Below are 26,551 nucleotides of genomic sequence, written 5' to 3'. Positions count from 1 at the left end.
TCCCCCATCCCCACCTCTGGGGGAACACCCCGGAGGCCTCCATGGACCCCAGCCAGAATCCCAACGTCTTCCACGCCACCACCATCCTGTCCGTGCGGCGCAACGGCCGCGTCGCCGTCGCTGGTGATGGCCAGGTGACGCTGGGCCACACCGTCATGAAGGGCAATGCGCGCAAGGTGCGACGGCTCGGCCGGGATGGCCAGGTGCTGGCCGGCTTCGCGGGGGCGGCCGCCGATGCGTTCACCCTGTTCGAACTGTTCGAAGCCAAGCTGGAGAAGCACGGCCAGCTGACCCGCGCCGCCGTGGAGCTGGCCAAGGACTGGCGCACCGAGCGCCGCTTGGGCAAGCTGGAGGCGCTGCTCGCCGTCGCCGACCGGGAGACCTCGCTGATCATCAGCGGCACCGGCGATGTGATCGAGCCTGAAGACGGCATCATCGCCATCGGCTCCGGCGGCTCCTATGCGCTGTCCGCCGCGCGCGCGCTGCTGGCGCACACCGGACTGGACGCGAAGTCCATCGCCGTCGAATCGCTGAACATCGCCGGCGACATCTGCATCTACACCAACCGCAACGTGGTCGTTGAAGAGCTCTAGGAACGAGTGGCGAGGAGTGGGGCGTGAGCGAAAGCGCGCGCTGCCCTCGTCTCGTTGCCGCACCGTACCTCACTTCTCACTTCTCTCCGCTCAATTCCCAGTCCGTTTCCCATGCCCACATCCCACGCCTCCGCCCCCACCATGACCCCGCGCGAGATCGTGCAGGAACTGGACCGCCACATCGTCGGCCAGCAGGCCGCCAAGCGTGCGGTCGCCATCGCGCTGCGCAACCGCTGGCGCCGCATGCAGCTCGACGACGGCCTGCGCAACGAAGTGATGCCGAAGAACATCCTGCTGATCGGCCCGACCGGCGTCGGCAAGACCGAGATCGCGCGCCGCCTGGCCACGCTGGCCAACGCGCCGTTCGTGAAGGTGGAGGCCACGCGCTTCACCGAGGTCGGCTACGTGGGCAAGGACGTCGAGCAGATCGTCCGTGATCTGGCCGACACCGCGGTGAAGATGTACCGCGAGCAGGCCAAGGCGCGCATGCGTACGCAGGCCGAGGAGCGTGCGGAAGACCGCATCCTCGACGCGCTGCTGCCGCGCCGCGACGGCGCGGGCGGCGGATTCGGGTTCGGCGCCAACACCACCACCGTCGACATCGGCGCGGAGCCGTCGTCGAGGGAATCCGAGACCCGCCAGAAGCTGCGCCGCCAGCTGCGCAGCGGGGAGCTGGACGAGCGCGAGATCGAACTGGAGCTGTCGGCCAACGTCGGCGTGGACATCATGACGCCTCCCGGCATGGAGGAGATGGGCCAGCAGCTGCGGCAGATGTTCTCCAGCCTGGGCGGGCAGAAGACGCACAAGCGCACGGCGACCATCAAGGCCGCGCGCCCGCAGCTGATCGAGGAGGAGGCCGCCAAGCTGGTCAACGAGGACGACATCCGCGCCGCCGCCATCGAGGCCTGCGAGCAGCATGGCATCGTCTTCATCGACGAGATCGACAAGGTCGCCAAGCGCAGCGGCAACATGAGCGGCGCCGACGTCAGCCGCGAAGGCGTGCAGCGCGACCTGCTGCCGCTGGTGGAGGGCAGCAACGTGTCGACCAAGTACGGCACGGTGAAGACCGACCACATCCTGTTCATCGCGTCCGGCGCGTTCCACCTGGCCAAGCCCAGCGACCTGATCCCCGAACTGCAGGGCCGCTTCCCGATCCGCGTGGAGCTGTCCGCGCTGAGCAAGGAGGACTTCATCCGCATCCTCACCGAGCCCAGGGCCGCACTGACCCGGCAGTACGTGGAGCTGATGAAGACCGAAGGCGTGACGCTGCGGTTCGCCGACGATGCCGTGGATCGCCTTGCCGAGATTGCCGCGCTGGTCAACGAGCGGCAGGAGAACATCGGTGCGCGCAGGCTTCATACGGTGCTGGAGCGCCTGCTGGACACGCTCAGCTACGAGGCGCCCGACCGCGACGGCCAGAGCGTCACCATCGACCGTGCCTATGTCGACGCGCACCTGGGCGAACTGGTGCAGGATCCGGATCTCAGCCGCTACATCCTGTGACCCGTGGAGCCCGCCGCCAGGCGGGTTCTTCCTTCATGGGGCATGGGGACGCCGGGGCGCCGGTTACAATGGCGGTCCGTTCCCGTTCTGCCCGAGCCATCGCCCATGAGCACGCTGCCGCCCTGCCCGCAATGCCAGTCCGAGTACACCTACGAGGACGGCGCGCTGCTGGTCTGCCCGGAATGCGGGCACGAGTGGTCGGCCCAGGCGCCTGTCGCCGCCGATGACGGCCCGCGCGTGGTCAAGGACGCCAACGGCAACGTGCTGCAGGATGGCGACAGCGTCACCGTCATCAAGGATCTGAAGATCAAGGGCTCGTCGCTGGTGGTCAAGGTGGGCACCAAGGTCCGCAACATCCGCCTGGTCGAAGGCGACCACGACATCGACTGCAAGATCGACGGCATCGGCGCGATGGGCCTGAAGTCGGAGTTCGTGCGCAAGGCCTGATCCGCGGGGCCGGGGCTCAGTCCTCGCCGATATCCTCGTTCCACACTTCGGGGTTGGCGCGGATGTAGTCGCCCAGCATCGTGATGCATTCCTGGCTCTGCAGGTCGATCACGTCGACGCCGGAGTCGCGCAGCCAGTCCAGCCCGCCCCGGAAGTTCACCGATTCGCCCACCACCACGGTCCCGATGTTGAACTGGCGCACCAGCCCGCTGCAGTACCAGCAGGGCGCCAGCGTGGTGACCATGATCGTGTCGCGGTAACGACGTTGCCGGCCGGCCTTGCGGAAGGCATCGGTTTCGCCGTGCACGGACGGATCGCCTTCCTGCACGCGGCGATTGTGGCCGCAGCCCAGCAGGCGTCCGTCCTGGTGGTAGAGCGCCGCGCCGATGGGGATGCCGCCTTCGGCCAGGCCCCGGCGCGCTTCGGCGATGGCGGTTTCAAGCAGGGCGCGATAGTCGGGATGGTCGCTCATGGGGCGGTCTTCCAGGGCTTGCAGCGTGACGCCGCTCAAGGAAACAAGCATCCCATAGGGTCGAGTGTGATGTCACTCACGGCGCGGCGGGCGCGGGCCCACTACAACGCACCAGGGGCGCGCTGCGCATCGGCGATGCGATGGAGTGGAACGTGGGCATGGAGATGAGAGCGAAGCGGCTTCGGGCGTTGGCGTTGTTCGCCTGCGCGATGCCGGGGTTGGCGGGCACCGGCGCCCTCCGGGCACAGACCATCGAGCAGGGCACGCTGCAGCTGGAATGGGGCGACTCCGCGCGACCGGCGCCGGGGCGCGTGCGGTTGGCGCCCCGCTTCAATGCGCACCTGGTGAAGGACGACGGTTCGCGCATTGCGCTGGATCCTGCCCAGGCGCGGCGCGCGGCCGGCGACCTGTATGTGCTCGCCAACCGGCGCGTGGCCGTGGCCTTCGCCGCAGCGGGCGCCGCCAAGTCGACCAGGCGGACGATCGAAGCCATCGTGCCGGCCGAGCGGACAACGCAGTCGGCGCCCGTGCATGCGGCCGGCGCGCGCGTGATGGCGGCCGCCCCGGTGGGCGGCACCACGCGCTGGGTCACGCTGATGTGCAAGTTCAGCGACATCGGGGCCGAGCAGAAGACCCAGACGTTCTTCCAGTCGCAGTATGGGGAGGGCGTGGGCCAGCTGGGCCACTACTGGCGCGAGGTGTCCTACAACAAGATCAACCTGGCCGGCAGCAGCGCCCATGGCTGGTTCACCCTGCCGCAGCCACGCAGCCATTACGTCACCCAGGAGAACGGGGAGGACAAGGCCGACCTGAAGCAGCTGTTCGCCGACTGCGGTGCCGCAGCCGATGCCACGGTCGACTTCAGCAGCGTGCAGGGCGTGAACATGATGTTCAATGGCGACCTGGACGGGTATGCATGGGGGGGCGGCATGTGCGCACCCCTCGAAGGGCAGAGCAACTTCTGCACGCGTGCCACCTGGAATCCACCCTGGTCGTTCAGCAACCTGGCCCCGCTCGCGCACGAGATGGGGCACGGCTACGGGTTGCCGCACTCGGACAATTCCGACGGCGACAGCGACACGTACGACAATCCCTGGGATGTGATGAGCGATGCCTGGTACAACGCCGTGTCCGACGGTACCTATGGCGCCCGGCCCAAGCACATCAACATCTTCCAGCGGCACCGGCTCAGCTGGGTGGACGGCGCGCGCCAGCGGGTCATCGTGCTGGGCGACCTGGCCACGCGCGAGATCGCACTGGACTACGCGCACCTGGCCGGATCCGGCAATGTGCAGATGCTGGTGCTGTCGCTCTCGCCGCAGGCCGACCCCTACGCCACCGTGGTGTACACGCTGGAAGCGCGCAAGCGGGAAGGCGCCTACGAGGGCGCGCTGGCCGGCGACGCGGTGATCATCCACAAGGTGCAGGCGTCGGGTGCGGCCTACAGCGTCGACGCCGACGTGCCGCCTGCGAATCGTGCGAACAACGAGGGCTCCATGTTCAAGGTCGGCGAGCGCTGGCTGACCCCCGAGGGCTCGTACGCGGTCACCGTGAAGGCGCAGACGGCGAGCGGATTCGTGGTGACGGTCGGGCCGCCGCGCACGATGAGCAGCCCGCTGCCGGCGCTGGTGCGGCCAGCGCCGGTGTCTGCGTCTTCGCCTTCGCCGACACGCCCGGTGCCGACCATTCCCGTGAGCGCGCGTCCGCCACGGCTGCGATGCGACGGCATGCGGGGCGCGGCATCGGCGCGGTGCGCCGTGCGCGAGCGCTGACGCGTAGGGATTTCCCCGATGGCGTGCGGGGCTGACCCTATCCCCTGCGCGGGACCTGCGCCTGCCGGGAGACGTGACGCAGTCCGCCACGAATCCTGACCTGCATCGCAGTTCGGAACATCCGCGCCGCGAATGCGGCATTGGACGCGCGAATCCACTCAAGACGCGTGCGTGCCGGCCGACACGAGGGGCATGGCGGCGTCATCTCGACCCGCCACCGTGAGTGGGGTCGTGCGTGGTCGAGCAACGAACGGTCGGTGCGTGGCGCATGGACGTCCGGATGTTCATCGCCGGGTGTCTGGCCGTGCTGGCGTGCACCGTCCCGGCCCCGCCGTCGAAGGCGGAGACCGTGGTCCAGGGCATCCTGCAACTGCAGTGGGCGGATCCTCCGCGCGCGCTGCCGGGGCGTGTGCAGAAGCCGGCGCAACTGGATGCCTGGCTGGAAACCGGACCGGGCCGGCGCATCGCGCTGGACGTGGACCAGGCCCGTCGCGCGGCCGGCGACCTGTATGCGCTGGCGAATCGGCGCGTGGCGGTGTCTTACGGTGCGCGGGCCAGCGTGGCCTCGTCTTCGAAGGTGATGGCCGCTTCGCAGCCCGTGCAGGTCATCCAGGCCATCGTGCCCACCGATCGGCTGCCCCAGCGCGCGCGGGCTGCCGGTGCGGACGGACGCGTGATGGCCTCCGCGCCGGTGCTGGGCGCCACGCGCTGGGTCACCCTGATGTGCAAGTTCGCTGACATCGTGACCGAACAGAAGCCGCGCGACTACTTCCAGGCGCAGTACGGCAATGCCCCTGGCCAGCTGGGTCACTATTGGTCTGAAGTGTCCTACGGCCAGGTCAGCCTGACCGGCAGTTCCGCGCACGGCTGGTACACCTTGCCGCAGCCGCGCGCCGCGTACATGACCACGGTCAACGGCAAGCAGAAGGCGCAGCTGTCGACGCTGTTTGCCGACTGCGCGGCCGCGGCCGATGCCGAGGTCGACTTCAGCAGCATCCAGGGCGTCAACCTGATGTTCAATGGCGAACTGGACGGCAATGCCTGGGGGGGCGGCGCCTGCGCCACGCTCGATGGTGCCTACGCCTGCACGCGGGCGACATGGAGCCCGCCGTGGTCGTTCATCAACCTGGCGCCGCTGGCGCACGAGATGGGGCATGGCTACGGGCTGCCGCACTCCGACAACAGCGATGGCGACGGCGACACCTACGACAATCCCTGGGACCTGATGAGCGACGCCTGGCGCAATGCCGCCAGCGACGCAGCGCTGGGCACGCTGCCCAAGCACCTCAACATGTACCAGCGCGAACGCCTGGGCTGGCTGCCTGCGGCGCGCAAGCGCGTGGTCGCGGCCGACAACGACCAGACGCAGGAGTTCGTTCTCGACGCCGGCAGCCTGGCGGGCAGCGCGCAGGTGCAGCTGGTGGTGCTGGCGATGCCGGCACAGGCCGATCCCTACAAGACCGTCATCTACACGCTGGAGGCGCGGCGACGCACCGGAACGTACGAGGCCAAGCTTGCCGGCGATGCGGTGATCATCCACAAGCTGGAGGACTACGGCATCGCCTACAGCATCGACCGGGATGTTCCGGCCGCCACCCTCTCCAACAACGAAGGTTCGATGCTGAAGGTGGGCGGACGCTGGAACACGCCCGACCAGCGGCACTGGGTGGAAGTGGTGTCCGCCACCGCCAATGGCTTCGTGGTGCGCGTGGGGCCGCGGCCGCGCTGGATGAGTTCGCCGGCCCCGGCCCTGGAGCGGCCGGCGACGGCCGTGGCATCCTCGCCTCCCGCGACGGCGCCGCGCGTGCCGGCGCCGCGGACGGCGGCAAGGCCCGGTGGCTGCCGCGTACTGCCCGAGATCCTGCGCGTGCACGCGCTGTGCACGCTGATGGAGCGCTGACCGCCGGCATGACGGCCTTGACGGCGGGCATGCGGCCGGGCCGCCGGGAGTGCGATAATCCGGCCATGAGCGAATCCCCCTACGACCGCGGCACCACCCACTTCGGTTTCCGCGACGTCGCCGCCAAGGACAAGCAGAAGCTGGTCGGCGAGGTCTTCACTTCGGTGGCCGGCAAGTACGACCTGATGAACGACCTGATGAGCCTGGGCATCCATCGGGTCTGGAAGCGCTACTTCGTGGGCACCTGCCAGGTCAAGCGCGGCGACCGCGTGCTCGACCTGGCCGGCGGCACCGGCGACATCGCCGCGCTGCTGAAGGACCGCGTGGGCGATGCCGGGCAGATCGTGCTGGGCGACATCAACGCCGGCATGCTGTCGGTGGGCCGCGACCGCATGACCGACCGCGGGCTGGTGCAGGGGCTGGAATACGTGCAGTGCAACGCCGAGGCGCTGCCCTTCCCGGATGCCAGCTTCGACCTGGTCACCATCGCCTTCGGTCTGCGCAACGTCACCGACAAGGACGCCGCGCTGCGCGAGATGCATCGCGTGCTGAAGGTGGGCGGACAGGCGCGCGTGCTGGAGTTCTCGGAAGTGACCGTGGACTGGTTCAAGCCGGTCTACGACTTCCACTCCTTCAAGGTGTTGCCCAAACTGGGCCAGTTGTTCGCGCAGGATGCCGGCAGCTACCAGTATCTGGCCGAGAGCATCCGCAAACACCCGCCGCAGGCCGAACTGCAGGGGATGATGGACGCCGCCGGCTTTGCCCGGACCAGCTTCCGCAACCTGTCCGCGGGCATCGTGGCCATCCATACCGGCTACAAGGTCTGAAGAGGGCGCCCAGACCCTTGTAGGAGCGCCCCATGGGCGCGATGCTTTTCACCACCATCGGCAACAGCATCGCGGGCATGGCCCGCTCCTACAGAAGCCTGGCCCGCGGGCATCATGGCCTTCCATGCGTGCTGCGAGGTCCGAAGAGGGCGCCCAGGCCGTTGTAGGAGCGCCCCATGGGCGCGATGCTTTTCACCACCATCGGCAACAGCATCGCGGGCATGGCCCGCTCCTACAGAAGCCTGGCCCGCGGGCATCATGGCCTTCCATGCGTGCTGCGAGGTCCGAAGAGGGCGCCCAGGCCGTTGTAGGAGCGCCCCATGGGCGCGATGCTTTTCACCACCATCGGCAACAGCATCGCGGGCATGGCCCACTCCTACAGAAGCCTGGCCCGCGGGCATCATGGCCCTCCATGCCGGCTGCGAGGTCCGAAGAGGGCGCCCAGACCGTTGTAGGAGCGCCCCATGGGCGCGATGCTTTTTCATCACCACCGGCAGGAGCATCGCGGGCATGGCCCGCTCCTACAGAAGCCTGTCCCGGGCATCGTGGTCTTCCATGCGTGCTGCGAGGTCCGAAGAGGGCGCCGAGACCGTTGTAGGAGCGCCCCATGGGCGCGATGCTTTTCACCACCATCGGCAAGCGCATCGCGGGCATGGCCCGCTCTTACGGGGGGAACACGGAACGGGCGCCCGGGGGGCGCGGGCAAGGCAGCGCTCGCGCGGCGCGGTAAACTTGGGACTTCCCCCGATCGCTGGAAGTCCCCTGATGCGTTCACTGGCTTTGCTTTTGTCCTGCGCCGCCGTGCTGGCGGCCGGGTGTTCCAAGGAACCCGAACCCACCCCGGTGGCCGCGCCCAAGCAACCCGCCGCCGCACAGGTCGTCGACCACGACGAGCATTCCTACGCCGAGCCGCAGAAGGTCGCCATCGCCGACCTGGCGCTGGACATCGCCGTCGACTTCGACGCCAGGACCATCGGCGGCACCGCCACCTACACGCTGGACTGGAAGGACAAGGCCGCCACCCAGCTGGTGCTGGACACGCGCGACCTGACCATCTCCAAGGTGGAAGGCGAGGCCAATGGCACCTGGTCGCCGCTGCAGTACGCGCTGGCCGCCAAGGACCCGGTGCTGGGCAGCAAGCTGACCATCGAAACGCCCGCGCGCAACGCCAGGGTGCGGGTCACCTACACCAGTTCGCCCGAGGCCTCGGGCCTGCAGTGGCTGACGCCGGAGATGACCGAAGGCAAGCAGCTGCCCTTCATGTTCAGCCAGTCGCAGCAGATCCACGCGCGCAGCTGGGTGCCGCTGCAGGACACGCCGCAGGTGCGCTACACCTACAGCGCGCACGTGACCTCGCGCCCGGACGTGATGGTGCTGATGAGCGCCGACAACGACCCGGCCGCCGCGCGCGACGGCGAATACAGCTTCAAGATGCCGCAGAAGATCCCGTCGTACCTGATGGCGATCGCCGCCGGCGACCTGGTGTTCAAGCCGATCTCCGCGCGCAGCGGCGTGTGGGCCGAGCCGGCGATGGTCGACAAGGCCACCCAGGAGTTCGAAGACACCGAGAAGATGATCGCCACCACCGAGCAGCTGTACGGCCCCTACCGCTGGGACCGTTACGACATGCTGGTGCTGCCGCCGTCGTTCCCGTATGGCGGCATGGAGAACCCGCGCCTGAGCTTCATCACGCCCACCGTGATCGTCGGCGACAAGACGCTGGTCTCGCTGATCGCGCACGAGCTGGCGCACAGCTGGTCGGGCAACCTGGTGACGTTCTCCAGCGCCAAGCATGGCTGGCTCAATGAGGGCTTCACCAGCTACGTGGAGAACCGCATCGTCGAATCCCTGTATGGCAAGGAACAGTCCAGCATGGAGTACGCGATCGCGCGCAACGCGTTGAAGAAGGAAATCGCCACCATGCCGGAGGCCACCCAGGCCCTGGCGGTGAAGCCGGGCACCCGGCTGGATGCCGACGACGCGCTGAGCGCGGTGTCCTACGACAAGGGCGCGTGGTTCCTGCAGATGCTGGAGGAACGCTTCGGCCGGCAGGAGTTCGACGCCTTCCTGCGCGGTTACTTCGACCACTTCGCCTTCCAGAGCATCACCACCGAGCAGTTCCTGGCGTACGCGAAGAAGAACCTGTTCGACAAGCATCCCAACCTGGTCAGCGATGCCGAGCTGCAGGAATGGATCTACGCGCCGGGCATCCCGGCGGGTGCGCCGCAGGTGCAGTCGCGCGGCTTCTCCAACACCGACACCGCGCGCATCGCCTGGCAGGGCAGCGGGCAGCTGCCCAATCCGCAGCTGACCGATGCCTGGATCACCCAGCAGTGGGTGCATTTCATCGAAGGCATGGGCGACAAGCTGACCGTCGAACAGATCAAGCAGTTGGATGACGCCTACCACTTCACCGGCACCGCCAATGGCGAGATCGCCATGCGCTGGTATCCGCTGACGATCCGCAGCGGCTACGTGGACGCGCGGCCGGAGATCGCGAAGTTCATCGAGCGCGTCGGCCGCCGCAAGCTGATCATGCCGATCTACGAGGAACTGGTGAAGACGCCGGACGGCCTGGCCTTCGCGCAGGAAACCTTCGCCCGCGCCAGGCCCGGCTACCACCCCATCACGACCGGCTCGGTCGAGGCCGTGCTGGCCAAGGCCTCGGCGGGCCAGTAAGGCGTGGCGGTCCGCCCGGTCCGCGCAAGGACGGTCGCCCTGGTGGCGGCCGTGCTTGTCTGCGCGATGGCCGCGTGGATCTGGCGCCAGCCGATGGCGCCGGTGCGCGCCGGCATGGCGCTGCATGGATGGTGGATCGGCCTGTCGGAGCAACGCGTGGTGGTGGGCGACCATCGCTGGGCCTACGACCAGCGCGAGGCCGCCGATCCGGCGGCGCCCACCGTGGTGATGGTGCACGGCTTCACCGGCAGCAAGGAGAACTGGTACCCGCTGGCCGAGCGGCTGGGCGGCCACTACCGGCTGGTGATACCCGACCTGCCGGGCTGGGGCGAAAGCCAGCGCATCGAGGGCGCCGACTATGGCTTCGGCGCGCAGGCCGACCGCCTGGCGCAGTTCCTGCAGCGCATCCGGCGCGAGGGCAGCCCCATCGTCCTGCTGGGCCATTCGATGGGGGGCGGCATCGCTGCGGTCGCGGCGGCCCGGCATCCGCAGCGGGTCGCCCGCGTGGGCCTGATCGATGCCGCCGGCGTACGCTTTCGCGACAACCGTTTCGGCAGGGAAGTGCTGGCGGGGAAGAATCCTTTCGCGGTGGACGACGCGGCCTCGCTGCAGCGCTACCTGGATACCGTCTTCCACGACCGCAGCGTGCAGCCCGCCATCCCCTGGCCCGCTTCGCGGGCGGTGATCGACTGGCGCATCGCGCAGGCGCCGTTCGAGCAGCAGGTGCTGGACCGTATCGGTCGCGGCGGGGAGCGCTTCCTGCCCGGCGAGATGGCCGCCTCGATCCGGCAGCCGGCGCTGCTGCTGTGGTGCCGGCAGGACCGCGTGATCGATCCCAGCGCGATGGCGCTGTATGCCCGGCAGATGCCGCAGGCGATCCAGGTTTCACTGGATGGATGCGGCCATATGTCCATCATGGAAAAACCCGACGACGTGGCGGCTGCAGTCGCCCTGTTGATCCAGAGAGGCACATCCCGATGAAGCACACGATCAAGCCCCTTCTGCTGGCCGTCGCCTGCGCCCTGGCCGTCGCCGCCTGTGGCGACCGCGAGGCCGAACGCGCGGCGCAGGCCGCCGCCCAGGCCGCCGCCATGGAGCAGCAGGCCGACGAAGTGGCGAAGAAGTACGACAGCGCGCTGGCCTCCAACGACTGGGACATGGCGCGCATCCACGGCGTCGCACTGCTCGACCAGTACCCGGACAGCGCCGCCGCCAGGCGCATCGGGCCCGGGCTGCAGGAGGTCAAGGCCAAGGCCGAGGCCGCGCGCGAGCAGCGCCGGATGGAATCGCTGTGGGACTACTCGCAGGTATCCGCCGATGGCGGCACCCAGCGCTCGGCGGCGATCCTCAGCAAGGATCCGGTGGACGTGGACGGCAGTGGCGCCAAGCCGGTGCAGCTGGTGTTCCGCGACCATCCCAAGTGGAAGCGCAGCAGCTACCTGGTGCTGCAGGCCAGCGATTTCGCCAGGGCGTGCTACAGCCGCTGCAGCGTCAGCGTGGTCGCCGACGGCGGTACGGCCAGGAAGATGTCGGCCAACCGGCCCGACACGGACGAGGCCACCGCGATGTTCATCGACGACCACAAGGCGCTCTGGCGCCTGGCGCGCAAGACCCGGGTGCTGGAGATCGAATTCCCGGTGAAGGACGGCAGCACGCGCAAGGCCGTGTTCGAGACGGGCGGACTGGATGGCAGCCAGATGCCGGGGTGGGACTGATCCAGGCGACAGGCCGGTTCACGCCGAGGCGATGACCCGGTTCCGCCCCATCGCCTTGGCGCGATAGAGCGCGTTGTCGGCCTGCTGCAGCAGGTCCTCGATACGGCCCGGGTCGCCGCGGGACGACACCGCGACGCCGACGCTGACGGTCACCTCCAGCGTGCGGCCGTCGTCGAGCGGCACGGGTTCGCTGGCGACCAGGCGTAGCCGCTCGCCGACGGCGAGTGCGGCTTCGGCATCCACGCCCGGCAGCAGCACCGCGAATTCCTCTCCGCCGAACCGGCCGAACAGGCCGTCCTCGCGCAGGTGCGTGCGCATGCGCTGCGCGAACGCCGCCAGCACGGCATCGCCGGCCGCGTGGCCGTGGCGGTCGTTGACCGACTTGAAGTGGTCCAGGTCCAGCATCATCGCCGCGACCGGGGCGTCGTCCCGGCGGCTCGGGTCGATCCGCTGCCGGCCGCGGCGCAGGAACGCGCTGCGGTTGAGCACGCCGGTCAATGCGTCGTGGTCGGCGGCATGGTTGAGCGTGGCCAGCAGGTGGTTGCGCGCGGCGTTCACGCTGGCCACCGTCAGCGGCGCCACCGCCAGCAACGCCATGCCGATGCGCAGTGAAATCACCGGATGCGCGCTCTGGTCCGGCAGCTGCAGGTCGATGATGCCGTGGGCGATGGCGATCAGCGTCCACATGCACAGCAGTGCCGTGACCACCGCGGTGGTGAACAGCCGGTAGGCCAGTGCGCACCACAGCAGCGCCGGTACCGGGAACGCGATGGCGCCCGGCCCGCCGATGGCCACGCCCAGCAGTGCCGCCAGCACCAGCGCCAGCAGCGGCGCCGGCAGCAGGGGGCGCTGGCGGATGCGCCCCGGCCAGTGCCGCAGTTCGCGCAAGGCCCGGGCGGGCGACGGCGCCAGCAGCACCACGGGTAGCAGGGTCACGTAACTGACCAGCTCGGCGGAGAACCAGAAGCCGCTGGCGGCCAGGAACCCCATCCGCATCAACGCATGCGAGGTCAGGCTGCCGACCAGGCTGGCGCAGACCGCCGCGGCGGCCGATGCCGCCAGGACCCACAGCATCGACAGCGGGTGCAGCAGGCGGCGGTCTTCCTCGCGCAGGTGCCGGAACACCAGGTGGCCTGCCAGCACGCCGGCCAGATTGGCGGCCGTCAGCCGCAGCGTGGTGGGGAGCGAGGTGCCCGTCAGCAGGTCCGCCGCGACATAACCCAGCGCAGCCGCGGCCCAGCCGACCGGCGAGGCCAGGGCGGGGCGGCGTGCGAACAGGCCCAGCAGCAGGGCATTGCTGGGCCAGAACGTGGCCAGTTGGGCTTCGGGACGGGTCAGGATGCCCAGTCCGCTGGCCAGGAACACCACGCCGGCCACCAGCATGGCCTGCAGGACGAGCCGGCGGGCGGTCGCAGCGGCAGGCACGCGCACGTCCTGCGGAGTGGATTGCCGATGCTGCACGACCATGCTGCCCCTGCCCGTTGCAACTGCTCGGGGCGGCGCCTCCCGGCCCGGTCCCCGGGGGCTACCTTACGTCACGACGAGGACCGGGGTACGCCCGTCCAACAGCGGCCGGCGAGGATGTCGCCGTCGATTCTCACCACCCGCTCAAAGCGCGTAGCCGAACTGCTGCTTGAACTGCTCGTTGAACTCGTCGAAATCGAAGCGCTGGTTCTGCGTGCCCGGATGTTCGACCTTCAGCGCGCCCATCAGGTTGCCCATGCGGCCGATGGTCAGCCAGTCGTAGCCCTTCTCGATGCCGTAGATCAGGCCGGCGCGGAAGGCGTCGCCGCAACCGGTGGGATCGGTCACGCGGCGCTCGTGCGCCGGCGGGATGTCGAAGGTCTTCTCCGGCGTGTGGATCTGCGAGCCGTGCGGGCCGCGCGTGGTGATGTAGGCCTTCACCCGCTTGACGATGTCGGCCTCGCTCCAGCCGGTGCGCTCCTGCAGCAGGTTCGACTCGTAGTCGTTGACCGTCACGTAGTCGGTCAGTTCGATGAAGTGGCGCAGCTCCTCGCCGTTGAACAGCGGCATGGCCTGGCCCGGGTCGAAGATGAAGGGGATGCCCGCCTCGGCGAACTCGGCCGCGTTCTGCAACATGCCCTCGCGCCCGTCGGGGCTGACGATGCCGAAGGTGACGCCGGGCACGTCCTTCACGTGGTTCTCGTAGCTGCGCATCATCGCGCCCGGGTGGAAGGCGGTGATCTGGTTGTTGTCGTGGTCGGTGGTGATGAAGGCCTGCGGGGTGAACAGTTCGTCGATCACCTTCACCTGGGACAGGTTGATGCCCTGCTCGACGAAGTGCTCGCGGTAGGGGCCGAAATCCTGGCCCACCGTGGCCATCGGCACCGGGTCGCCGCCCAGCAGCTTGAGGTTGTAGGCGATGTTGCCGGCGCAGCCGCCGAACTCGCGGCGCATGCGCGGCACCAGGAACGACACGTTCAGGATGTGCACCTTGTCCGGCAGGATGTGGTTCTTGAACTGGTCCGGGAACACCATGATGGTGTCGTAGGCAAGGGAACCACAGATCAGTGCGGACATCGGCAGACTCGGCTGGAGGCGGGCGCGGCCGCCCCGGGCCGCAGGAAAATCGGGACGTGCGCCCCATTCCCGGCGCGCCGGTGCGAAGGTTACCGGCTGGGACCGGTGCCGACCAGCCTTGTTCCGGCGATGCCGGCCGCGGGGCCGCCGGGGCCATGCGCGCGGACGGGCGGCGCGGACAGCGGTTTTCCCCGGGGATTCACGAGATTTTTCCTTGCCCGCACCATGCCGGATTGTTAGGCTACCTGACTTCGTTTTTTGCCCAAAAAATCGCCATTTCAAGGCGATCCGCCCCCAGCAGGAACCCGTTCCCCGATGTTCAAGAAGCTCCGCGGCATGTTCTCCAACGACCTGTCCATCGACCTGGGCACGGCCAATACCCTGATCTACGTGCGCGGGCAGGGGATCGTGCTGAACGAGCCCTCGGTGGTGGCGGTGCGCCAGGACCGCGCCATCGGCGGTTCGCGTTCGGTCGCGGCGGTGGGCGCGGAGGCCAAGCAGATGCTGGGCCGCACCCCGGGCCACATCACCACCATCCGGCCGATGAAGGACGGCGTGATCGCCGACTTCACCTACACCGAGGCGATGCTGAAGTACTTCATTAAGAAGGTGCACAAGTCGCGCTTCCTGCGCCCCAGCCCGCGCGTGCTGGTGTGCGTGCCGGCCGGTTCCACCCAGGTCGAGCGCCGCGCGATCAAGGAATCGGCCGAGGAGGCCGGCGCGCGCGACGTCTACCTGATCGAGGAGCCCATGGCGGCCGCGATCGGCGCCGGCATGCCGGTGACCGAGGCGCGCGGTTCGATGGTCATCGACATCGGCGGCGGCACCACCGAGGTGGCGGTGATCTCGCTGAACGGCATCGTCTACTCGCAGTCCGTCCGCATCGGCGGCGACCGCTTCGACGAGTTCATCACCAACTACGTGCGCCGCAACCACGGCATGCTGATCGGCGAGGCCACCGCCGAGCGCATCAAGCTGGAGATCGGCTGCGCCTACCCGCAGGCCGAGGTGCAGGAGATGGAGATCTCCGGCCGCAACCTGGCCGAGGGCGTGCCGAAGATGATCAAGATCAACTCCAACGAAGTGCTGGAAGCCCTGCACGAGCCGCTGTCCGGCATCGTCAGCGCGGTCAAGCTGGCCCTGGAACAGACCCCGCCCGAGCTGTGCGCGGACGTCGCCGAGCGCGGCATCGTGCTGACCGGCGGCGGCGCCCTGCTGCGCGACCTGGACCGCCTGATCAGCGAGGAGACCGGTCTGCACGTGCAGGTGGCGGACGACCCGCTGACCTGCGTGGCCCGCGGGGGCGGCCGCGCGCTCGAGCTGGTCGACATGCACGGCAACGAGTTCTTCGCGCCGGAATGATCAAGCAAGGAACGAGTGCATAGGAACGAGAAACGAGAAGAAGCGGTGGCCCGGACACATCCGGCCGGCCGGCATTCCTCGCATCCGTGCCCGCCACTCGTTTCTCCGTTCCTCTCCACTCGTTCCTAGCACGTGCCCTCCTACGCCGGCCCTCCCGTTGCCTCCCGTCCCGGCGAAGTCGCCAGCACCCTGCGGCTGCTGGCCTATCTGGCGCTGACCATCGCCCTGGTGATCCTGGATCATCGCGGCGGCTGGCTCTCGCAGGTGCGCGCGCAGGCCAGCGTGGTGACGCAGCCGCTGTGGTGGCTGGCCGGCCTGCCCGGACGGCTGACCACGCGCGTGCAGGATGATGCGGCCACCCGTGCCGGCCTGATCGAGGAGAACCGGCGCCTGCGCAACGAAATGCTGGTGGCCAATGCGCGGCTGGCGCGCCTGCAGACCGCGGCCGCGGACAATGCCCAGCTCCGCGCCCTGCTGGGGGTGAAGACCGCGCGCGGCCTGGACGTGCAGCTTGCGCCCATCCTGGATATCGATCTGGCGCCGGGCCGCCAGCGGCTGGTGCTGGAGGCGGGCAGTCGCGCCGGTGCCACGGTCGGGCAGGCGGTGATCGATGCCGGGGGCCTGATGGGCCAGATCATCGAAACCACCCCTGCCCATGCCACCGTCCTGCTGCTCACCGATCCCGACCACGCCGTGCCCGTGGTGGTGGCGCGCAACGGCGTGCGCCTGATCGTCTATGGGCGCGGGCGCAGCGACCTGCTGGAACTGGCCGACGTACCGCTCAACAGCGGCGTGCAGGTCGGCGATGTCCTGGTGACCTCGGGCCTGGGCGGGCGCTTCCCGGCGGGGTTCCCGGTGGGCACGATCTCCGCGCTGCGGCCGGACGACAGCCACGCCTTCCTGGTCGGCGACGTCGCCCCCGCTGCACGCCTGGACCGCGGTCGCGACGTGCTGCTGCTGAAGTCCGCGCCGGCGCAGCCGCTGCCGCCGGCGGATCCGGCGCGCTTCCTGCCCCAGCCGGCTGCCGCCGCGGAGGGGACGGGAGCGGCGCCGCCGCCCACGCCCGCGACGCAAAGCCCTTCTCCCCGCCCGGACGCCCTTCGGTCGCCTGAGGCAGAGGGGCCCGACGCGGCTGCGCCACGCCCCGACACCCCGCCGCAGGAGTCCCGGCAATGAGCCGTGCGCGCACCGGCTGGCTGATGCCGCTCAGCTTCATCGTCGCGCTGCTGCTGGGCCTGTTCCCGTTGCCCGACCTGCTGCAGCCGCTGCGCCCGTACTGGCTGGCGCTGGTGCTGGCGTACTGGGTGATCGAGGCGCCGGACAACGCCGGGCTGGGCCTGGCGGTGATCGTGGGGCTGATGGCGGACCTGATGTTCGGGACGCTGCTGGGCGAACAGGCCCTGCGGCTGCTGATCATGGCCTTCATCGTGCAGCGCTTCCGGGCGCGCCTGCGTTTCTTTCCGGTCTCGCAGCAGGCGCTGGCCATCGGCGGCCTGCTGCTCAACGACCGCATCGTGACCACGGTGGTGCATCTGGCGCTGGGCGAGCCGACGCTGCCCTGGCCGTACTGGTGGGCGCCGGTGCTGGGCATGCTGTTCTGGCCGCCGCTGTTCGTGCTGATGGATGCGCTGCGGCTCGGCCGCCGCAAGCGGGGCTGAGCGATGGCGGGCCTGCGCCGGCGCGGCAAGAATCCGCATGCCGAGGCGGACCAGTTCCGTCGCCGCGCGGTGATCGGTTTCGCCGTGGTCGGCGCCTGCCTGGTCGCGCTGGCGGCCTGGTACTTCAAGCTGCAGGTGATCGACCACGACGATTACGCCACGCGCTCGGAAGCCAACCGCATCCGGCCACGCCCGGTGGTGCCCGGCCGCGGCACCATCTACGACCGCAACGGCAGGCTGCTGGCGGAGAACGTGCCCGCGTTCCGGCTGGACGTCACGCCCGACAAGGTGAAGGACCCGGCGAAGCTGGTCGCCGACCTGGGCCGGATCATCGCGCTCTCGCCCGAGGACATCGAACGCTTCGAGGCCACGCGCAAGACCTCGCGCGGCTTCCGCCCGATCACGCTGAAGCTGCGCGTGTCCGAGGAGGAGATGGCGCGCTTCGCGGTGGACCGCTGGCGCTACCCGGGCGTGGAGCTGGTGCCCTACCTGACCCGGCGCTATCCCTATGGCGATCTGTTCGCGCACATCGTCGGCTACGTGGGCCGCGTGGACGAAAAGGACCTGGAGCAGCTGGGCGAGATCAACAGCGCGCTGACCCACATCGGCAAGACCGGGCTGGAGCGCTACTACGACGAACAGCTGCGCGGGAAGATCGGTTACGAGAAGGTCGAGACCAACGTGGAAGGGCGCGCGCTGCGCGTGGTCGGCCGGGTGCCCGCCCAGGCCGGCACCGACCTGCGGCTGAGCGTGGACGCCACCCTGCAGCAGGCCATCGTCGACGCCTTCGGCGAGCTGGAGGGCTCGGCGATCGCGGTGGATCCGCGCACCGGCGAAATCCTGGCCATGGTCAGCCTGCCCAGCTACGACCCCAACCTGTTCGTCAACGGCATCTCCAGCAAGGATTTCCGGATCCTCAACGAGAACCCCTCGCGGCCGCAGTTCAACCGGCTGGTGCTGGGCGGCGTGGCGCCGGGGTCGACGCTGAAGCCGCTGATCGCGCTGGCCGGCCTGGACAGCGGCAAGCGCAGGCCCGAGGACACGGTGGTGTCCACCGGCATGTTCTACCTGCCCGGCACCAGCCGCGGCTGGGGCGATGCCAGCCGGCGCGGCCACGGCGTGACCGACCTGCGCAAGTCGATCTCGCAGTCGGTGAACACCTATTACTACCGCTTGGCGCTGGACCTGGGCATCGCCCAGTTCGACGAATACATGGAGCACTACGGTTTCGGCCAGCCCACGGGGATCGACCTGCGCGGGGAGATCGGCGGCATCCTGCCCTCGCCGCAGGCCAAGCTGAAGGCGCGCAGGGAACGCTGGTACCCCGGCGACACCGTCAACGTCGCCATCGGCCAGGGCGACTGGAAGGTCACGCCGCTGCAGCTGGTACGCGCCACGGCCGGCCTGGCCGACGGGCAGTTGCGCCGGCCGCACCTGGTGGCGCAGACGCGCGTGGGCTTCGATCGCCCGTGGGAGCCGGTGCCGCAGCCGCCTCCGGTTCCCATCAGCCCCAATCCGGCCAATGTCGAGGTGGTGCGTCAGGGCATGCAGGACACCATGCGGCCGGGCGGCACCGGCTGGCGCGTGGCGCTGGGGGCGCCTTACCCGATGGCGGGCAAGACCGGCACCGCGCAGGTGATCAGCCGGCGCGGCACGGCCGCGGTCGATCCGCGCAGCCTGCCCATGCATCTGCGCCACCGTTCGCTGTTCGTCGGCTTCGCCCCGGCGGACAACCCGACCATCGCCATCGCCATCGCGGTGGAAGGCGGCGGCTACGGTGGCAGCACCGCCGGGCCGATGGCGCGCAAGATCTTCGATGCGTACCTGCTGGGGAAGATGCCGGAGAAGGAAGAGGAGCAAGGGGCCCCCGCCGCCGCACCGCCGGCGACGACAGCGGCCCCGGCCGTGGCGCCGCCCACGCATCCGGGCCGTTCTCTGCCGGCAGGTGAAGGACCTGCGCGCGCACCCGCATTGCAGGAGGCGCGTCGATGACCGACCTGCTGCGCTGGGCCATCGACCTGCTGCGCCATCTGCTGCGCACGCTGGACTGGCCGTTGCTGGGTGCGCTGGTGGCCCTGATGGCGATCGGGCTGGCCGTGCTGTACAGCGCCGGCGGCGAAGCGCTGGGTACGCGCCTGGTGCTGGCGCAGGGCGTGCGCTTCGGCGTGGGGCTGGTGGCGATGTGGGCGCTGTCGCGGGTCACCCCGGTGCGCCTGCGGGCCTGGACGCCGGGCGTGTTCGCGGTGGCGCTGGTTCCGCTGGTGCTGGTGCTGTTCATCGGCACCGGCAAGCACGGCGCGCACTGGATCGACCTGAAGTTCTTCTACCTGCAGCCCTCGGAGCTGCTGAAGATCGCGCTGCCGATGATGCTGGCCTGGTACCTGCACCGCGAGCCGCTGCCACCGGGCTGGCGCACGACCTTCGTGTCGGCGCTGCTGATCGGCCTGCCGACCGGGCTGATCCTGCTGCAGCCGGATTTCGGTACCGCCATGCTGGTGGCGGCCAGCGGCGTGTTCGGCCTGTACCTGGCGGGCCTGTCGTGGTGGTGGTTCATCACCGCCGGCGTGCTCGGCGGCACCGCGGTGGGGCTGGTGATGTTCGCGCCGATCTCGTGGTTCTCGTTCCTGCGCGAATACCAGCAGAACCGCATCCTGACCTTCCGCGACCCGGAGAACGATCCGCTCGGCGCGGGATGGAACATCCTGCAGTCGAAGATCGCCATCGGCGGCGGTGGCTGGACCGGCAAGGGCTGGGGGCAGGGCTCGCAGTCGCACCTGGATTACCTGCCCGAACACACCACCGACTTCATCTTCTCGGTGCTGTCGGAGGAATTCGGCTGGGTGGGCGTGGCCCTGGTGCTGCTGCTGTACCTGTTCGTGGTGGGCCGCTGCCTGTGGATCGCGATGGATGCGCGCGATACCTACTCGCGCCTGCTCGCCGGCACGCTGGGCATGGCGCTGTTCGTCTACGTGATCGTCAACGGCGGCATGGTGTCCGGCCTGCTGCCCGTGGTGGGCGTGCCCATGCCGCTGCTCAGCTACGGCGGCACTTCCGCGGTGTCGCTGCTGGCGGGCCTGGGCCTGGTGATGGCGGTGCGCGCGCATCGGCCGGTGCACGGGTATTGAGTGGCAGGAACGAGTAGGTAGTGCGAGCAACGAGAAACGAGTGCGGGCCGCTTCGACTCGTTGCTCGTTCCCCTCCACTCGTTCCTCGTTCCTCGCCACTCGTTCCTCGCTCCTCGCCACCACCGGCCGTTCACGATTTCCCGCACCCTGCGTGCTACCCTCGCGCCGATGATGCGACGCGTACTTCCCTGTCTGCTGGCGCTGGCCCTTGCGTCCTGCGCCACTCCGCAACCGCCGCCGCCGGCTTCCTCGGCGACTCCTCCCGCCGCTGCAACCACGACGCCCGCCGAGACCTCGGTGGAGCGTGTCGCCGACGTGCCGCCCGAGGCGCTGGCGCCGGTCGACTTCCCCACGGCGCGCGCGCAGTTCGTGCGCGACACCGCGGCCAAATACGGCATCGCCCCGGCCGAGATCGAGGCGACGCTGGCCAAGGCGCAGTTCCTGGACAGCGTGGTGGCGGCGATGTCGCGCCCCGCCGAGCGGGTGAAGCCGTGGAGCGAGTACCGCGTGGGCTTCCTCACCCAGGCGCGCATCGACGGCGGCCGCAGGTTCATCGCCGAGCACCGCGATGAACTCGCCCGCGTCGAGCAGCAGTACGGCGTGCCCGCCGAAGTGATCGTCTCGATCATCGGCGTGGAGACCAACTACGGCGGCTTCACCGGCCGGCACAAGGTGCTGGATGCGCTGTATACGCTGGCCTTCCGCTATCCGCGCAGCGGCAATCCCGAGCGCGCCGCCTACGAATACCGCCGCGAGCAGTTCTTCCGCGACGAGCTGGCGCAGTTGTTCGCGCTGGGTCGCGAGGAACGGCTCGACATCACCACCCTGACCGGCAGCTACGCCGGCGCGATGGGGCTGGGCCAGTTCATGCCGTCGAGTTACCGCGAGTTCGCGGTCGACGGCAACGGCGATGGCCGCCGCGACCTGTTCGCCACCTACCCGGACATCTTCGCCTCGATCGCCAACTACTTCCGCAAGAAGGGCGGCGAGCGTGGCGGCTGGGTGCCGGGCGGCCCGGTGGTGGCGCGCGCGCAGCTGCAGGACGGGTTCGCCGAGTTCAATCCGGAAACGTGGACGCCCGACTACACGCTGGCGCAGCTGGCCGAGAAGGGCTATCGCCCGCTCGAGCCGGTGGCGCCCGACGCCACCGCCACCCTGGTGCAGCTGGATGGCGCCGACGGCACGCAGTACTGGCTGGGCTTCCAGAACTACTACGCCATCACCCGCTACAACAATTCGAAGATGTACGCGATGGCGGTGCATCAACTGTCGCAGGCCATCGCCGGCCGCGAGATCCCGCCGGCATGAGGTGGCTGGCGCTGCCGATGCTGGCCCTTGCCCTGGCCGGGTGCAGCACGGCGCCTAAGAAGTCCCCGCCGTCATCGGCCGGCGGCTCCGTCTCTGCACCGGCCGCATCCTCCGGCGTCGCAGCCGGCAAGGACTGCTCGCGCTACGCGCCGGCACAGGAAGATCCGGCCACGCGCGGCCATTACACCGCCGGCGGCCTGTACAAGCCCGGCGTGTCGGACAGCACGCCCGACCACCTGCCGGACCTGGACTGCATCCGCGAGCCCCTGGTCACCGCCGAGCCGCGCTCGCGCGTGGGCAACAAGTCGCCGTATTCGGTGCTGGGCAAGCAGTACCGCGTGCTCGACCGCGTCGACGGCTTTGTCGAGCAGGGCACCGCGTCGTACTACGGCAACAAGTTCCATGGCCGCCGCACGTCCAACCAGGAGGTGTACGACATGTACGCCTACAGCGCGGCGCACAAGTCGCTCCCGCTGCCCAGCTTCGCGCGGGTCACCAACCTGGACAACGGCAAGTCGGTGGTGGTGCGGGTGAACGACCGCGGTCCCTTCCACGAGGGGCGCGTGATCGACCTCAGCTACGCCGCCGCGGTGAAGCTGGGCATCACCCAGCGCGGCACCGGCCGGGTGGAAGTGCGTGCGCTGACCCCCGATGGCACGTCCCTGGCGGCGGCGCCGGCCCCCGCGCCCGCACCCGCCGCCCCGTCGGCGATGGACCAGCTGGTCGGCGCGTTGCCGAAGGACGCGGCGCGCTACCACGTGCCGGCCAAGGCGGGCGATGCACCCAGCGCGGAGGGGTTCGAGGCCTGGATGAAGGCCAACGGCGTGCGCGTGGCATCGGGCCGGCCGGCAACGCCCGCGGCGACGGCCACCGCCAGTGCGGTGCTGCCGGTAGTGGCCACGCCGGTGCCGGAGGCCGCGCCGCGCGCGGCATCCATGCCTCTGTCCCCGGCCTTGCAACTGCAGGTCGCCAGCTTCTCCAGCCGCGACAATGCCGATCGCGCACTCGCGCGGCTGCTCGCCGCGGGCATCGCCGATGCACGCCTCAGCGACGTGCCCGGCGCGGCGCGCCCGCTGTGGCGCCTGCGGGTGGGCGCGACCGATGCGGCCTCGGCGGAAGCGTTGGCCGGCAGGATCGCCAGCCTGGGCTTCGGCCGCCCGCAGATCGTCCGGGATTGAGCCGATCGCGGCATATTCCGGGCTTTTTTACGACTTTCCGACCCCAGCCACGGCCGGCCTCCCTACAATATCCGCCTTGAACCGTCAGGCCCACGGCCTCGCCAGGAGTTTTCCGCCGATGAAGTTCCGTTTCGTCCTTGCCGCGCTCGCGACCACCGCCATGGGGCTGGCCATTGCCCAGACCCCCGTGCCGGCACCCGCGCCCGCCGCGCCGGCCACCCCCGCCGTCGAGATCCCGCCGCCGCCCAAGCCCACCGCCACCGCCTGGGTGCTTATGGACTACATCACCGGGCAGGTGCTGGCGGGCGAAAACTACAACGAGCGCGTCGAGCCGGCCAGCATCACCAAGGTCATGACCTCGTACGTGCTGGCGGCCGAGCAGAAGAACGGCAAGATCAAGCCCGACGACCAGGTGATGATGAGCGAGCGCGCCTGGCGCGAGGGCGGCGCCGGCACCGACGGCAGCTACAGCGGCTTCGCCGTCAACAAGACCGCGCCGCTGATCGACATGGAAAAGGGCATGGCCGTGCAGTCGGGCAACGACGCGGCCATCGCGCTGGCCGAACATGCCGCCGGCAGCCAGGAAGCCTTCGCGTCGCTGATGAACAACTATGCCGCGCAGATCGGCATGAAGGGCTCGCACTTCGTCAACGCGCACGGCCTGTCCGCGCCGGAGCACTATTCCACGGCGTACGACCTGGCGCTGCTGGGCCGGGCCTTCATCCGCGACTATCCCGAGCAGTACGCGTACAACAAGATCAAGGAATTCACGGTCGGCACCATCACCCAGCCCAACCGCAACCTGCTGTTGTGGCGCGATGCCAGCGTGGACGGCATCAAGACCGGCCACCATTCCGCCGCGGGCTACTGCCTGATGAGCTCGGCCAAGCGCGGCGACCAGCGCCTGATCGCGGTGGTCATGGGGTCCACCTCCGAGAAGCAGCGGGCCGACGACAGCCTGGCGTTGCTCAACTGGGGCTTCCGCTTCTACGAGACGCACCGCCTGTACGAGCCGGGCAAGGCCGTTGCCACCCAGCGCGTGTGGAAGGGCAAGGCCAAGGAAGTCCAGCTGGGCGTCGCGCAGCCGATGCTGGTCAGCGTGCCGCGCGGGCGTTACGACGACCTGAAGCCGACGATGGACGTGCCGAAGACGCTGGTGGCACCCATCGCCGCCGGCCAGGCCATCGGCACGGTGAAGGTTTCGCTGGACGGCAAGGTCGTCGCCGAGTCGCCCCTGGTGGCGATCACGCCGGTGGAAGAGGCGGGCTTCTTCAAGCGCCTGTGGGATGCGTTCTGGATGTGGTGGGAATCGGAGTGATCCGTTCCACCCCGCGATGATGAAGAAGCCGGCGCATGCCGGCTTCTTCGCTTCGCGCGTCAGCCGATGCCGGCGGCGATCAGGCCGATGGCGATGACCGCCAAAGGGATGGCCAGCAGGTTGAGACGGCTGAGCCGTTCGCCGAAACCGGACACGCCCACCAGCGTGCCCAGCACCACCACGCCGATGTTCATCATGGAAAACACCACGGCCGGATGATCCGGCAGCGCGCGGTGGGCCTTCACGTAGAACAGGATGTTGGCGAAGTTCAATGCGCCCAGCAGCAGGCCGCCAGCGAATGCGGCGCGGGTCGGCGGCCTCCGCGAGCGCCACAGGCGCAACCCCTGCGTGAGCAGCATGACGGCGAAGGCGGCCACGAACGCCACCTGCAGCGAGGCGGCGAATGGCGCGCCTGCTGCGGCAAGCCTCTTGAGCAGCACGTCCACGCTGGCGTAGCCCACCAGCACCAGCAGCGGCAGGGCCCAGGCCTGCCAGCCGTCGCCACGCCGGCCGCGCTCCGGCCGCGCCACCAGGCAGGCGATCGCGATGATGCCAAGCACCAGACCGGCGATGCGCAGCGCGTTCGCCTGTTCGCCGAACCACAGGAACGCCGCCAGCAGCGACAGCACCAGCGACATGCGCTGCGCGATGTCGGTGCGCACGATGCCGGCGGCGCGCACCGAGGCCGACAGCGCCAGGAAGATGCCGGGCAGCAGCAGCGCCAGCAGCGTCAGTTCGGCCCAGGGCGTGCCTGCGTGGCCGAGCGCCGCCAGCGGCGGGTCCAGCAGGCCCAAGCACAGCAGCGAGGCGGCCAGATAGTTCCAGGTGATGCCCTGCGCGGTGTCGATGCCGCGCCGCTGCATCAGCTTGAGCAGCACGGAGACCAGCACGCTGCAGGCGACGCTGATGAGCAGGTAGGCCACGGGTGGACTCGAAGGGCAGGGGCGGGATTATCACCTGAACGCTCGCCGGTGCGGCCTGGCCGCGCATGGCCGTCGCATCTCACTCTTTGCGTGCCTAGCGGGAGGGACGGCGATCATCGCCTATCATCGGTGGCGGGGACACGACGCGGGTGGCGTCGGTCGCCCACACCACGGAATGCCCGCCCATGCGGATCACCACTATCCAAGGAGATGCACGAGTGAACAGGGGAACACGACACACGGTACTGGCGACGGCCTGCTTGCTGATGGCCACCGCCACGGCGCCTGCCTTCGCCCAGCGCCAGAGCGCGCAGGACCAGCGCAAGCAGCAGATGGCCGAAATCCCGACCTGCGCCAAGCCGCTGGGCACGATCTCGGTGATCGAGCCGGAGGACGGCGTGAACTGGTGGAGCGGCCAGCAGTTGCCGGCACCGTCCAAGCTGATCAAGGTCTTCGTCAACAAGTCGCGCTGCTTCACCCTCGTCGACCGCGGCGTGGGCATGGGGGCGGCGATGGCCGAGCGCGACCTGGCGGCCAGCGGCGAGCTGCGCAACCGTTCCAACATCGGCAAGGGCCAGATCCGCGCGGCCGATTACGTGCTGGTGCCCGATCTGATCTCGCACAACAGCAACGCCGGCGGCAACGCCATCAGCGGCCTGTTGGGCGGGCTGGTGGGCGGCAACGTCGGTCGCGTGGTCGGCGGCCTGGATTTCAAGAAGAAGACCGCCGACGTCGTGCTGACCGTCACCGACGTGCGCTCGTCCGAACAGGTCGCCATGGCCGAAGGCAGCGCCAAGAAGACCGATATCGGCTGGGGCGCGGGCGGCAGCCTGTTCACCGGCAGCCACTGGGGCGGCGGCGGTGCCAGCGGCTACGCCAACACCGAGATCGGCCAGGTGATCACGCTGGCCTACCTGCAGGCCTACACCGACCTGGTCGGCCAGCTGGGCGGCGTGTCCGCCAATGCCTCGGCCTCCAACGCCCAGCAGGCGGTGGAAATGACCCGGCCGGGCCGCCTGTTCGCCAACGCCAAGGGCACCGGCAAGGCGGTGCGCGACCTCGACCCGGGCATGTTGCTGTATCCCACCGGCAACAAGGAAGGCGTCATGTGGGAGGTCGAGGACGAACTGGGCAACAAGGGCTGGGTCTCGTCCAGCCTGGTGCAGCTGGCGCGCTGAGCCGCGCCCGCGTCCGCCGGAGGGCCGCCCCAGGGCGGCCCTTCGCGTTTCC

At 69.4% G+C, this 26,551-nt stretch carries 21 protein-coding genes and 1 pseudogene; 18 read left to right on the top strand and 4 right to left on the bottom strand.

The features are described 5' to 3' along the window. Positions 1–41 precede the first annotated feature (41 nt). The 3 genes from hslV (at position 42) to MUU77_RS16435 (ending at position 2,543) form a co-directional block, all read left to right on the top strand. Positions 42–593 carry an ATP-dependent protease subunit HslV gene (gene hslV, locus MUU77_RS16445; protein ID WP_245089063.1) on the top strand — a complete coding sequence of 184 codons (552 nt, stop codon included), beginning with the start codon at positions 42–44 and terminating at the stop codon, positions 591–593. A gap of 111 nt (positions 594–704) precedes the next feature. Then, positions 705–2,096, top strand: a complete 1,392-nt coding sequence (hslU, locus tag MUU77_RS16440) for an ATP-dependent protease ATPase subunit HslU (RefSeq protein ID WP_245089060.1) — start codon at positions 705–707, stop codon at positions 2,094–2,096. Positions 2,097–2,201: 105 nt separating this feature from the next. Further along, entirely contained in the window at positions 2,202–2,543 is a 342-nt protein-coding gene (locus tag MUU77_RS16435) for a zinc ribbon domain-containing protein YjdM (protein WP_245089057.1), read from the top strand. 16 nt (positions 2,544–2,559) lie between these two features. Here MUU77_RS16435 and MUU77_RS16430 read toward each other — a convergent pair whose 3' ends face one another. Then, positions 2,560–3,015, bottom strand: a complete 456-nt coding sequence (locus MUU77_RS16430) for a nucleoside deaminase (protein WP_245089054.1) — start codon at positions 3,013–3,015, stop codon at positions 2,560–2,562. Positions 3,016–3,173: 158 nt separating this feature from the next. Between MUU77_RS16430 and MUU77_RS16425 the strand changes: the two genes are divergently transcribed. From MUU77_RS16425 to MUU77_RS16400, 6 genes are all read left to right on the top strand, one after another. Then, complete coding sequence (locus MUU77_RS16425) at positions 3,174–4,787, top strand: hypothetical protein (RefSeq protein WP_245089051.1); 1,614 nt, start codon at positions 3,174–3,176, stop codon at positions 4,785–4,787. A 268-nt stretch (positions 4,788–5,055) separates the two neighbouring features. Next, positions 5,056–6,687 carry a hypothetical protein gene (locus MUU77_RS16420; RefSeq protein WP_245089049.1) on the top strand — a complete coding sequence of 544 codons (1,632 nt, stop codon included), beginning with the start codon at positions 5,056–5,058 and terminating at the stop codon, positions 6,685–6,687. Positions 6,688–6,752: 65 nt separating this feature from the next. Continuing rightward, entirely contained in the window at positions 6,753–7,514 is a 762-nt protein-coding gene (gene ubiE, locus MUU77_RS16415) for a bifunctional demethylmenaquinone methyltransferase/2-methoxy-6-polyprenyl-1,4-benzoquinol methylase UbiE (protein ID WP_245089047.1), read from the top strand. A gap of 765 nt (positions 7,515–8,279) precedes the next feature. After that, positions 8,280–10,193 (top strand): M1 family metallopeptidase, encoded by a 1,914-nt coding sequence (locus MUU77_RS16410; protein ID WP_245089045.1) that lies wholly within the window; start codon positions 8,280–8,282, stop codon positions 10,191–10,193. A 42-nt stretch (positions 10,194–10,235) separates the two neighbouring features. Further along, a complete protein-coding gene (locus MUU77_RS16405) occupies positions 10,236–11,174 on the top strand; it encodes an alpha/beta hydrolase (RefSeq protein WP_245089042.1) in 939 nt (312 codons plus the stop codon). Continuing rightward, a complete protein-coding gene (locus MUU77_RS16400; protein WP_245089039.1) occupies positions 11,171–11,908 on the top strand; it encodes a hypothetical protein in 738 nt (245 codons plus the stop codon). Before MUU77_RS16405 ends, MUU77_RS16400 begins: the two co-directional genes overlap by 4 nt. Before the next feature lie 18 nt (positions 11,909–11,926). On the opposite strand, the gene MUU77_RS16395 is transcribed toward MUU77_RS16400, so the two are convergent. Then, positions 11,927–13,333 (bottom strand): GGDEF domain-containing protein, encoded by a 1,407-nt coding sequence (locus MUU77_RS16395; protein WP_245089036.1) that lies wholly within the window; start codon positions 13,331–13,333, stop codon positions 11,927–11,929. Between the two features lie 183 nt (positions 13,334–13,516). Beyond that, positions 13,517–14,449, bottom strand: a complete 933-nt coding sequence (locus MUU77_RS16390) for a carbohydrate kinase family protein (RefSeq protein ID WP_245089033.1) — start codon at positions 14,447–14,449, stop codon at positions 13,517–13,519. A 315-nt stretch (positions 14,450–14,764) separates the two neighbouring features. Here MUU77_RS16390 and MUU77_RS16385 point away from each other — a divergent pair, with 315 nt between their 5' ends. The 8 genes and pseudogenes from MUU77_RS16385 (at position 14,765) to MUU77_RS16350 (ending at position 24,398) form a co-directional block, all read left to right on the top strand. Continuing rightward, on the top strand, positions 14,765–15,811 hold the full coding sequence (locus MUU77_RS16385) for a rod shape-determining protein (RefSeq protein ID WP_055937350.1): 1,047 nt from the start codon (positions 14,765–14,767) through the stop codon (positions 15,809–15,811). A 132-nt stretch (positions 15,812–15,943) separates the two neighbouring features. Further along, entirely contained in the window at positions 15,944–16,987 is a 1,044-nt protein-coding gene (mreC, locus tag MUU77_RS16380) for a rod shape-determining protein MreC (protein ID WP_245089030.1), read from the top strand. Continuing rightward, positions 16,984–17,469, top strand: coding sequence for a rod shape-determining protein MreD (gene mreD, locus MUU77_RS16375; protein ID WP_245089027.1), 486 nt, complete (start codon positions 16,984–16,986; stop codon positions 17,467–17,469). The genes mreC and mreD overlap by 4 nt, the downstream gene beginning before the upstream one ends. A 3-nt stretch (positions 17,470–17,472) precedes the next feature. Continuing rightward, positions 17,473–19,311, top strand: a pseudogene (gene mrdA / locus MUU77_RS16370) (penicillin-binding protein 2); the annotation flags it as partial. A 146-nt stretch (positions 19,312–19,457) separates the two neighbouring features. Beyond that, positions 19,458–20,594, top strand: coding sequence for a rod shape-determining protein RodA (rodA, locus tag MUU77_RS16365; protein ID WP_245089024.1), 1,137 nt, complete (start codon positions 19,458–19,460; stop codon positions 20,592–20,594). 168 nt (positions 20,595–20,762) lie between these two features. Further along, positions 20,763–21,902 (top strand): lytic murein transglycosylase B, encoded by a 1,140-nt coding sequence (gene mltB, locus MUU77_RS16360; RefSeq protein ID WP_245089022.1) that lies wholly within the window; start codon positions 20,763–20,765, stop codon positions 21,900–21,902. After that, on the top strand, positions 21,899–23,080 hold the full coding sequence (locus MUU77_RS16355) for a septal ring lytic transglycosylase RlpA family protein (RefSeq protein ID WP_245089019.1): 1,182 nt from the start codon (positions 21,899–21,901) through the stop codon (positions 23,078–23,080). The genes mltB and MUU77_RS16355 overlap by 4 nt, the downstream gene beginning before the upstream one ends. A gap of 118 nt (positions 23,081–23,198) precedes the next feature. Then, positions 23,199–24,398, top strand: a complete 1,200-nt coding sequence (locus tag MUU77_RS16350) for a D-alanyl-D-alanine carboxypeptidase family protein (protein ID WP_245089016.1) — start codon at positions 23,199–23,201, stop codon at positions 24,396–24,398. Positions 24,399–24,457: 59 nt separating this feature from the next. On the opposite strand, the gene MUU77_RS16345 is transcribed toward MUU77_RS16350, so the two are convergent. Continuing rightward, positions 24,458–25,321 carry an EamA/RhaT family transporter gene (locus MUU77_RS16345; protein WP_245089013.1) on the bottom strand — a complete coding sequence of 288 codons (864 nt, stop codon included), beginning with the start codon at positions 25,319–25,321 and terminating at the stop codon, positions 24,458–24,460. 266 nt (positions 25,322–25,587) lie between these two features. On the opposite strand from MUU77_RS16345, the gene MUU77_RS16340 reads away from it, so the two are divergent. Then, positions 25,588–26,499, top strand: a complete 912-nt coding sequence (locus MUU77_RS16340) for a CsgG/HfaB family protein (RefSeq protein WP_245094594.1) — start codon at positions 25,588–25,590, stop codon at positions 26,497–26,499. Positions 26,500–26,551 lie beyond the last annotated feature (52 nt).

It is taken from the genome of Pseudoxanthomonas sp. F37 (assembly GCF_022965755.1).
Classification (GTDB): Bacteria; Pseudomonadota; Gammaproteobacteria; order Xanthomonadales; family Xanthomonadaceae; genus Pseudoxanthomonas_A.
Note: the sequence above shows the minus strand (reverse complement) of the source record. Positions and strands in the feature narration are given on the sequence as shown.

Coding starts and splice junctions, on each gene's coding strand:
- hslV (WP_245089063.1), top strand. CDS start 42: ATGGACCCCAGCCAGAATCCCAACGTCTTCCACGCCACCACCATCCTG.
- hslU (WP_245089060.1), top strand. CDS start 705: ATGCCCACATCCCACGCCTCCGCCCCCACCATGACCCCGCGCGAGATC.
- MUU77_RS16435 (WP_245089057.1), top strand. CDS start 2,202: ATGAGCACGCTGCCGCCCTGCCCGCAATGCCAGTCCGAGTACACCTAC.
- MUU77_RS16430 (WP_245089054.1), bottom strand. CDS start 3,015: ATGAGCGACCATCCCGACTATCGCGCCCTGCTTGAAACCGCCATCGCC.
- MUU77_RS16425 (WP_245089051.1), top strand. CDS start 3,174: ATGGAGATGAGAGCGAAGCGGCTTCGGGCGTTGGCGTTGTTCGCCTGC.
- MUU77_RS16420 (WP_245089049.1), top strand. CDS start 5,056: ATGGACGTCCGGATGTTCATCGCCGGGTGTCTGGCCGTGCTGGCGTGC.
- ubiE (WP_245089047.1), top strand. CDS start 6,753: ATGAGCGAATCCCCCTACGACCGCGGCACCACCCACTTCGGTTTCCGC.
- MUU77_RS16410 (WP_245089045.1), top strand. CDS start 8,280: ATGCGTTCACTGGCTTTGCTTTTGTCCTGCGCCGCCGTGCTGGCGGCC.
- MUU77_RS16400 (WP_245089039.1), top strand. CDS start 11,171: ATGAAGCACACGATCAAGCCCCTTCTGCTGGCCGTCGCCTGCGCCCTG.
- MUU77_RS16390 (WP_245089033.1), bottom strand. CDS start 14,449: ATGTCCGCACTGATCTGTGGTTCCCTTGCCTACGACACCATCATGGTG.
- MUU77_RS16385 (WP_055937350.1), top strand. CDS start 14,765: ATGTTCAAGAAGCTCCGCGGCATGTTCTCCAACGACCTGTCCATCGAC.
- mreD (WP_245089027.1), top strand. CDS start 16,984: ATGAGCCGTGCGCGCACCGGCTGGCTGATGCCGCTCAGCTTCATCGTC.
- rodA (WP_245089024.1), top strand. CDS start 19,458: ATGACCGACCTGCTGCGCTGGGCCATCGACCTGCTGCGCCATCTGCTG.
- mltB (WP_245089022.1), top strand. CDS start 20,763: ATGATGCGACGCGTACTTCCCTGTCTGCTGGCGCTGGCCCTTGCGTCC.
- MUU77_RS16355 (WP_245089019.1), top strand. CDS start 21,899: ATGAGGTGGCTGGCGCTGCCGATGCTGGCCCTTGCCCTGGCCGGGTGC.
- MUU77_RS16350 (WP_245089016.1), top strand. CDS start 23,199: ATGAAGTTCCGTTTCGTCCTTGCCGCGCTCGCGACCACCGCCATGGGG.
- MUU77_RS16340 (WP_245094594.1), top strand. CDS start 25,588: ATGGCCACCGCCACGGCGCCTGCCTTCGCCCAGCGCCAGAGCGCGCAG.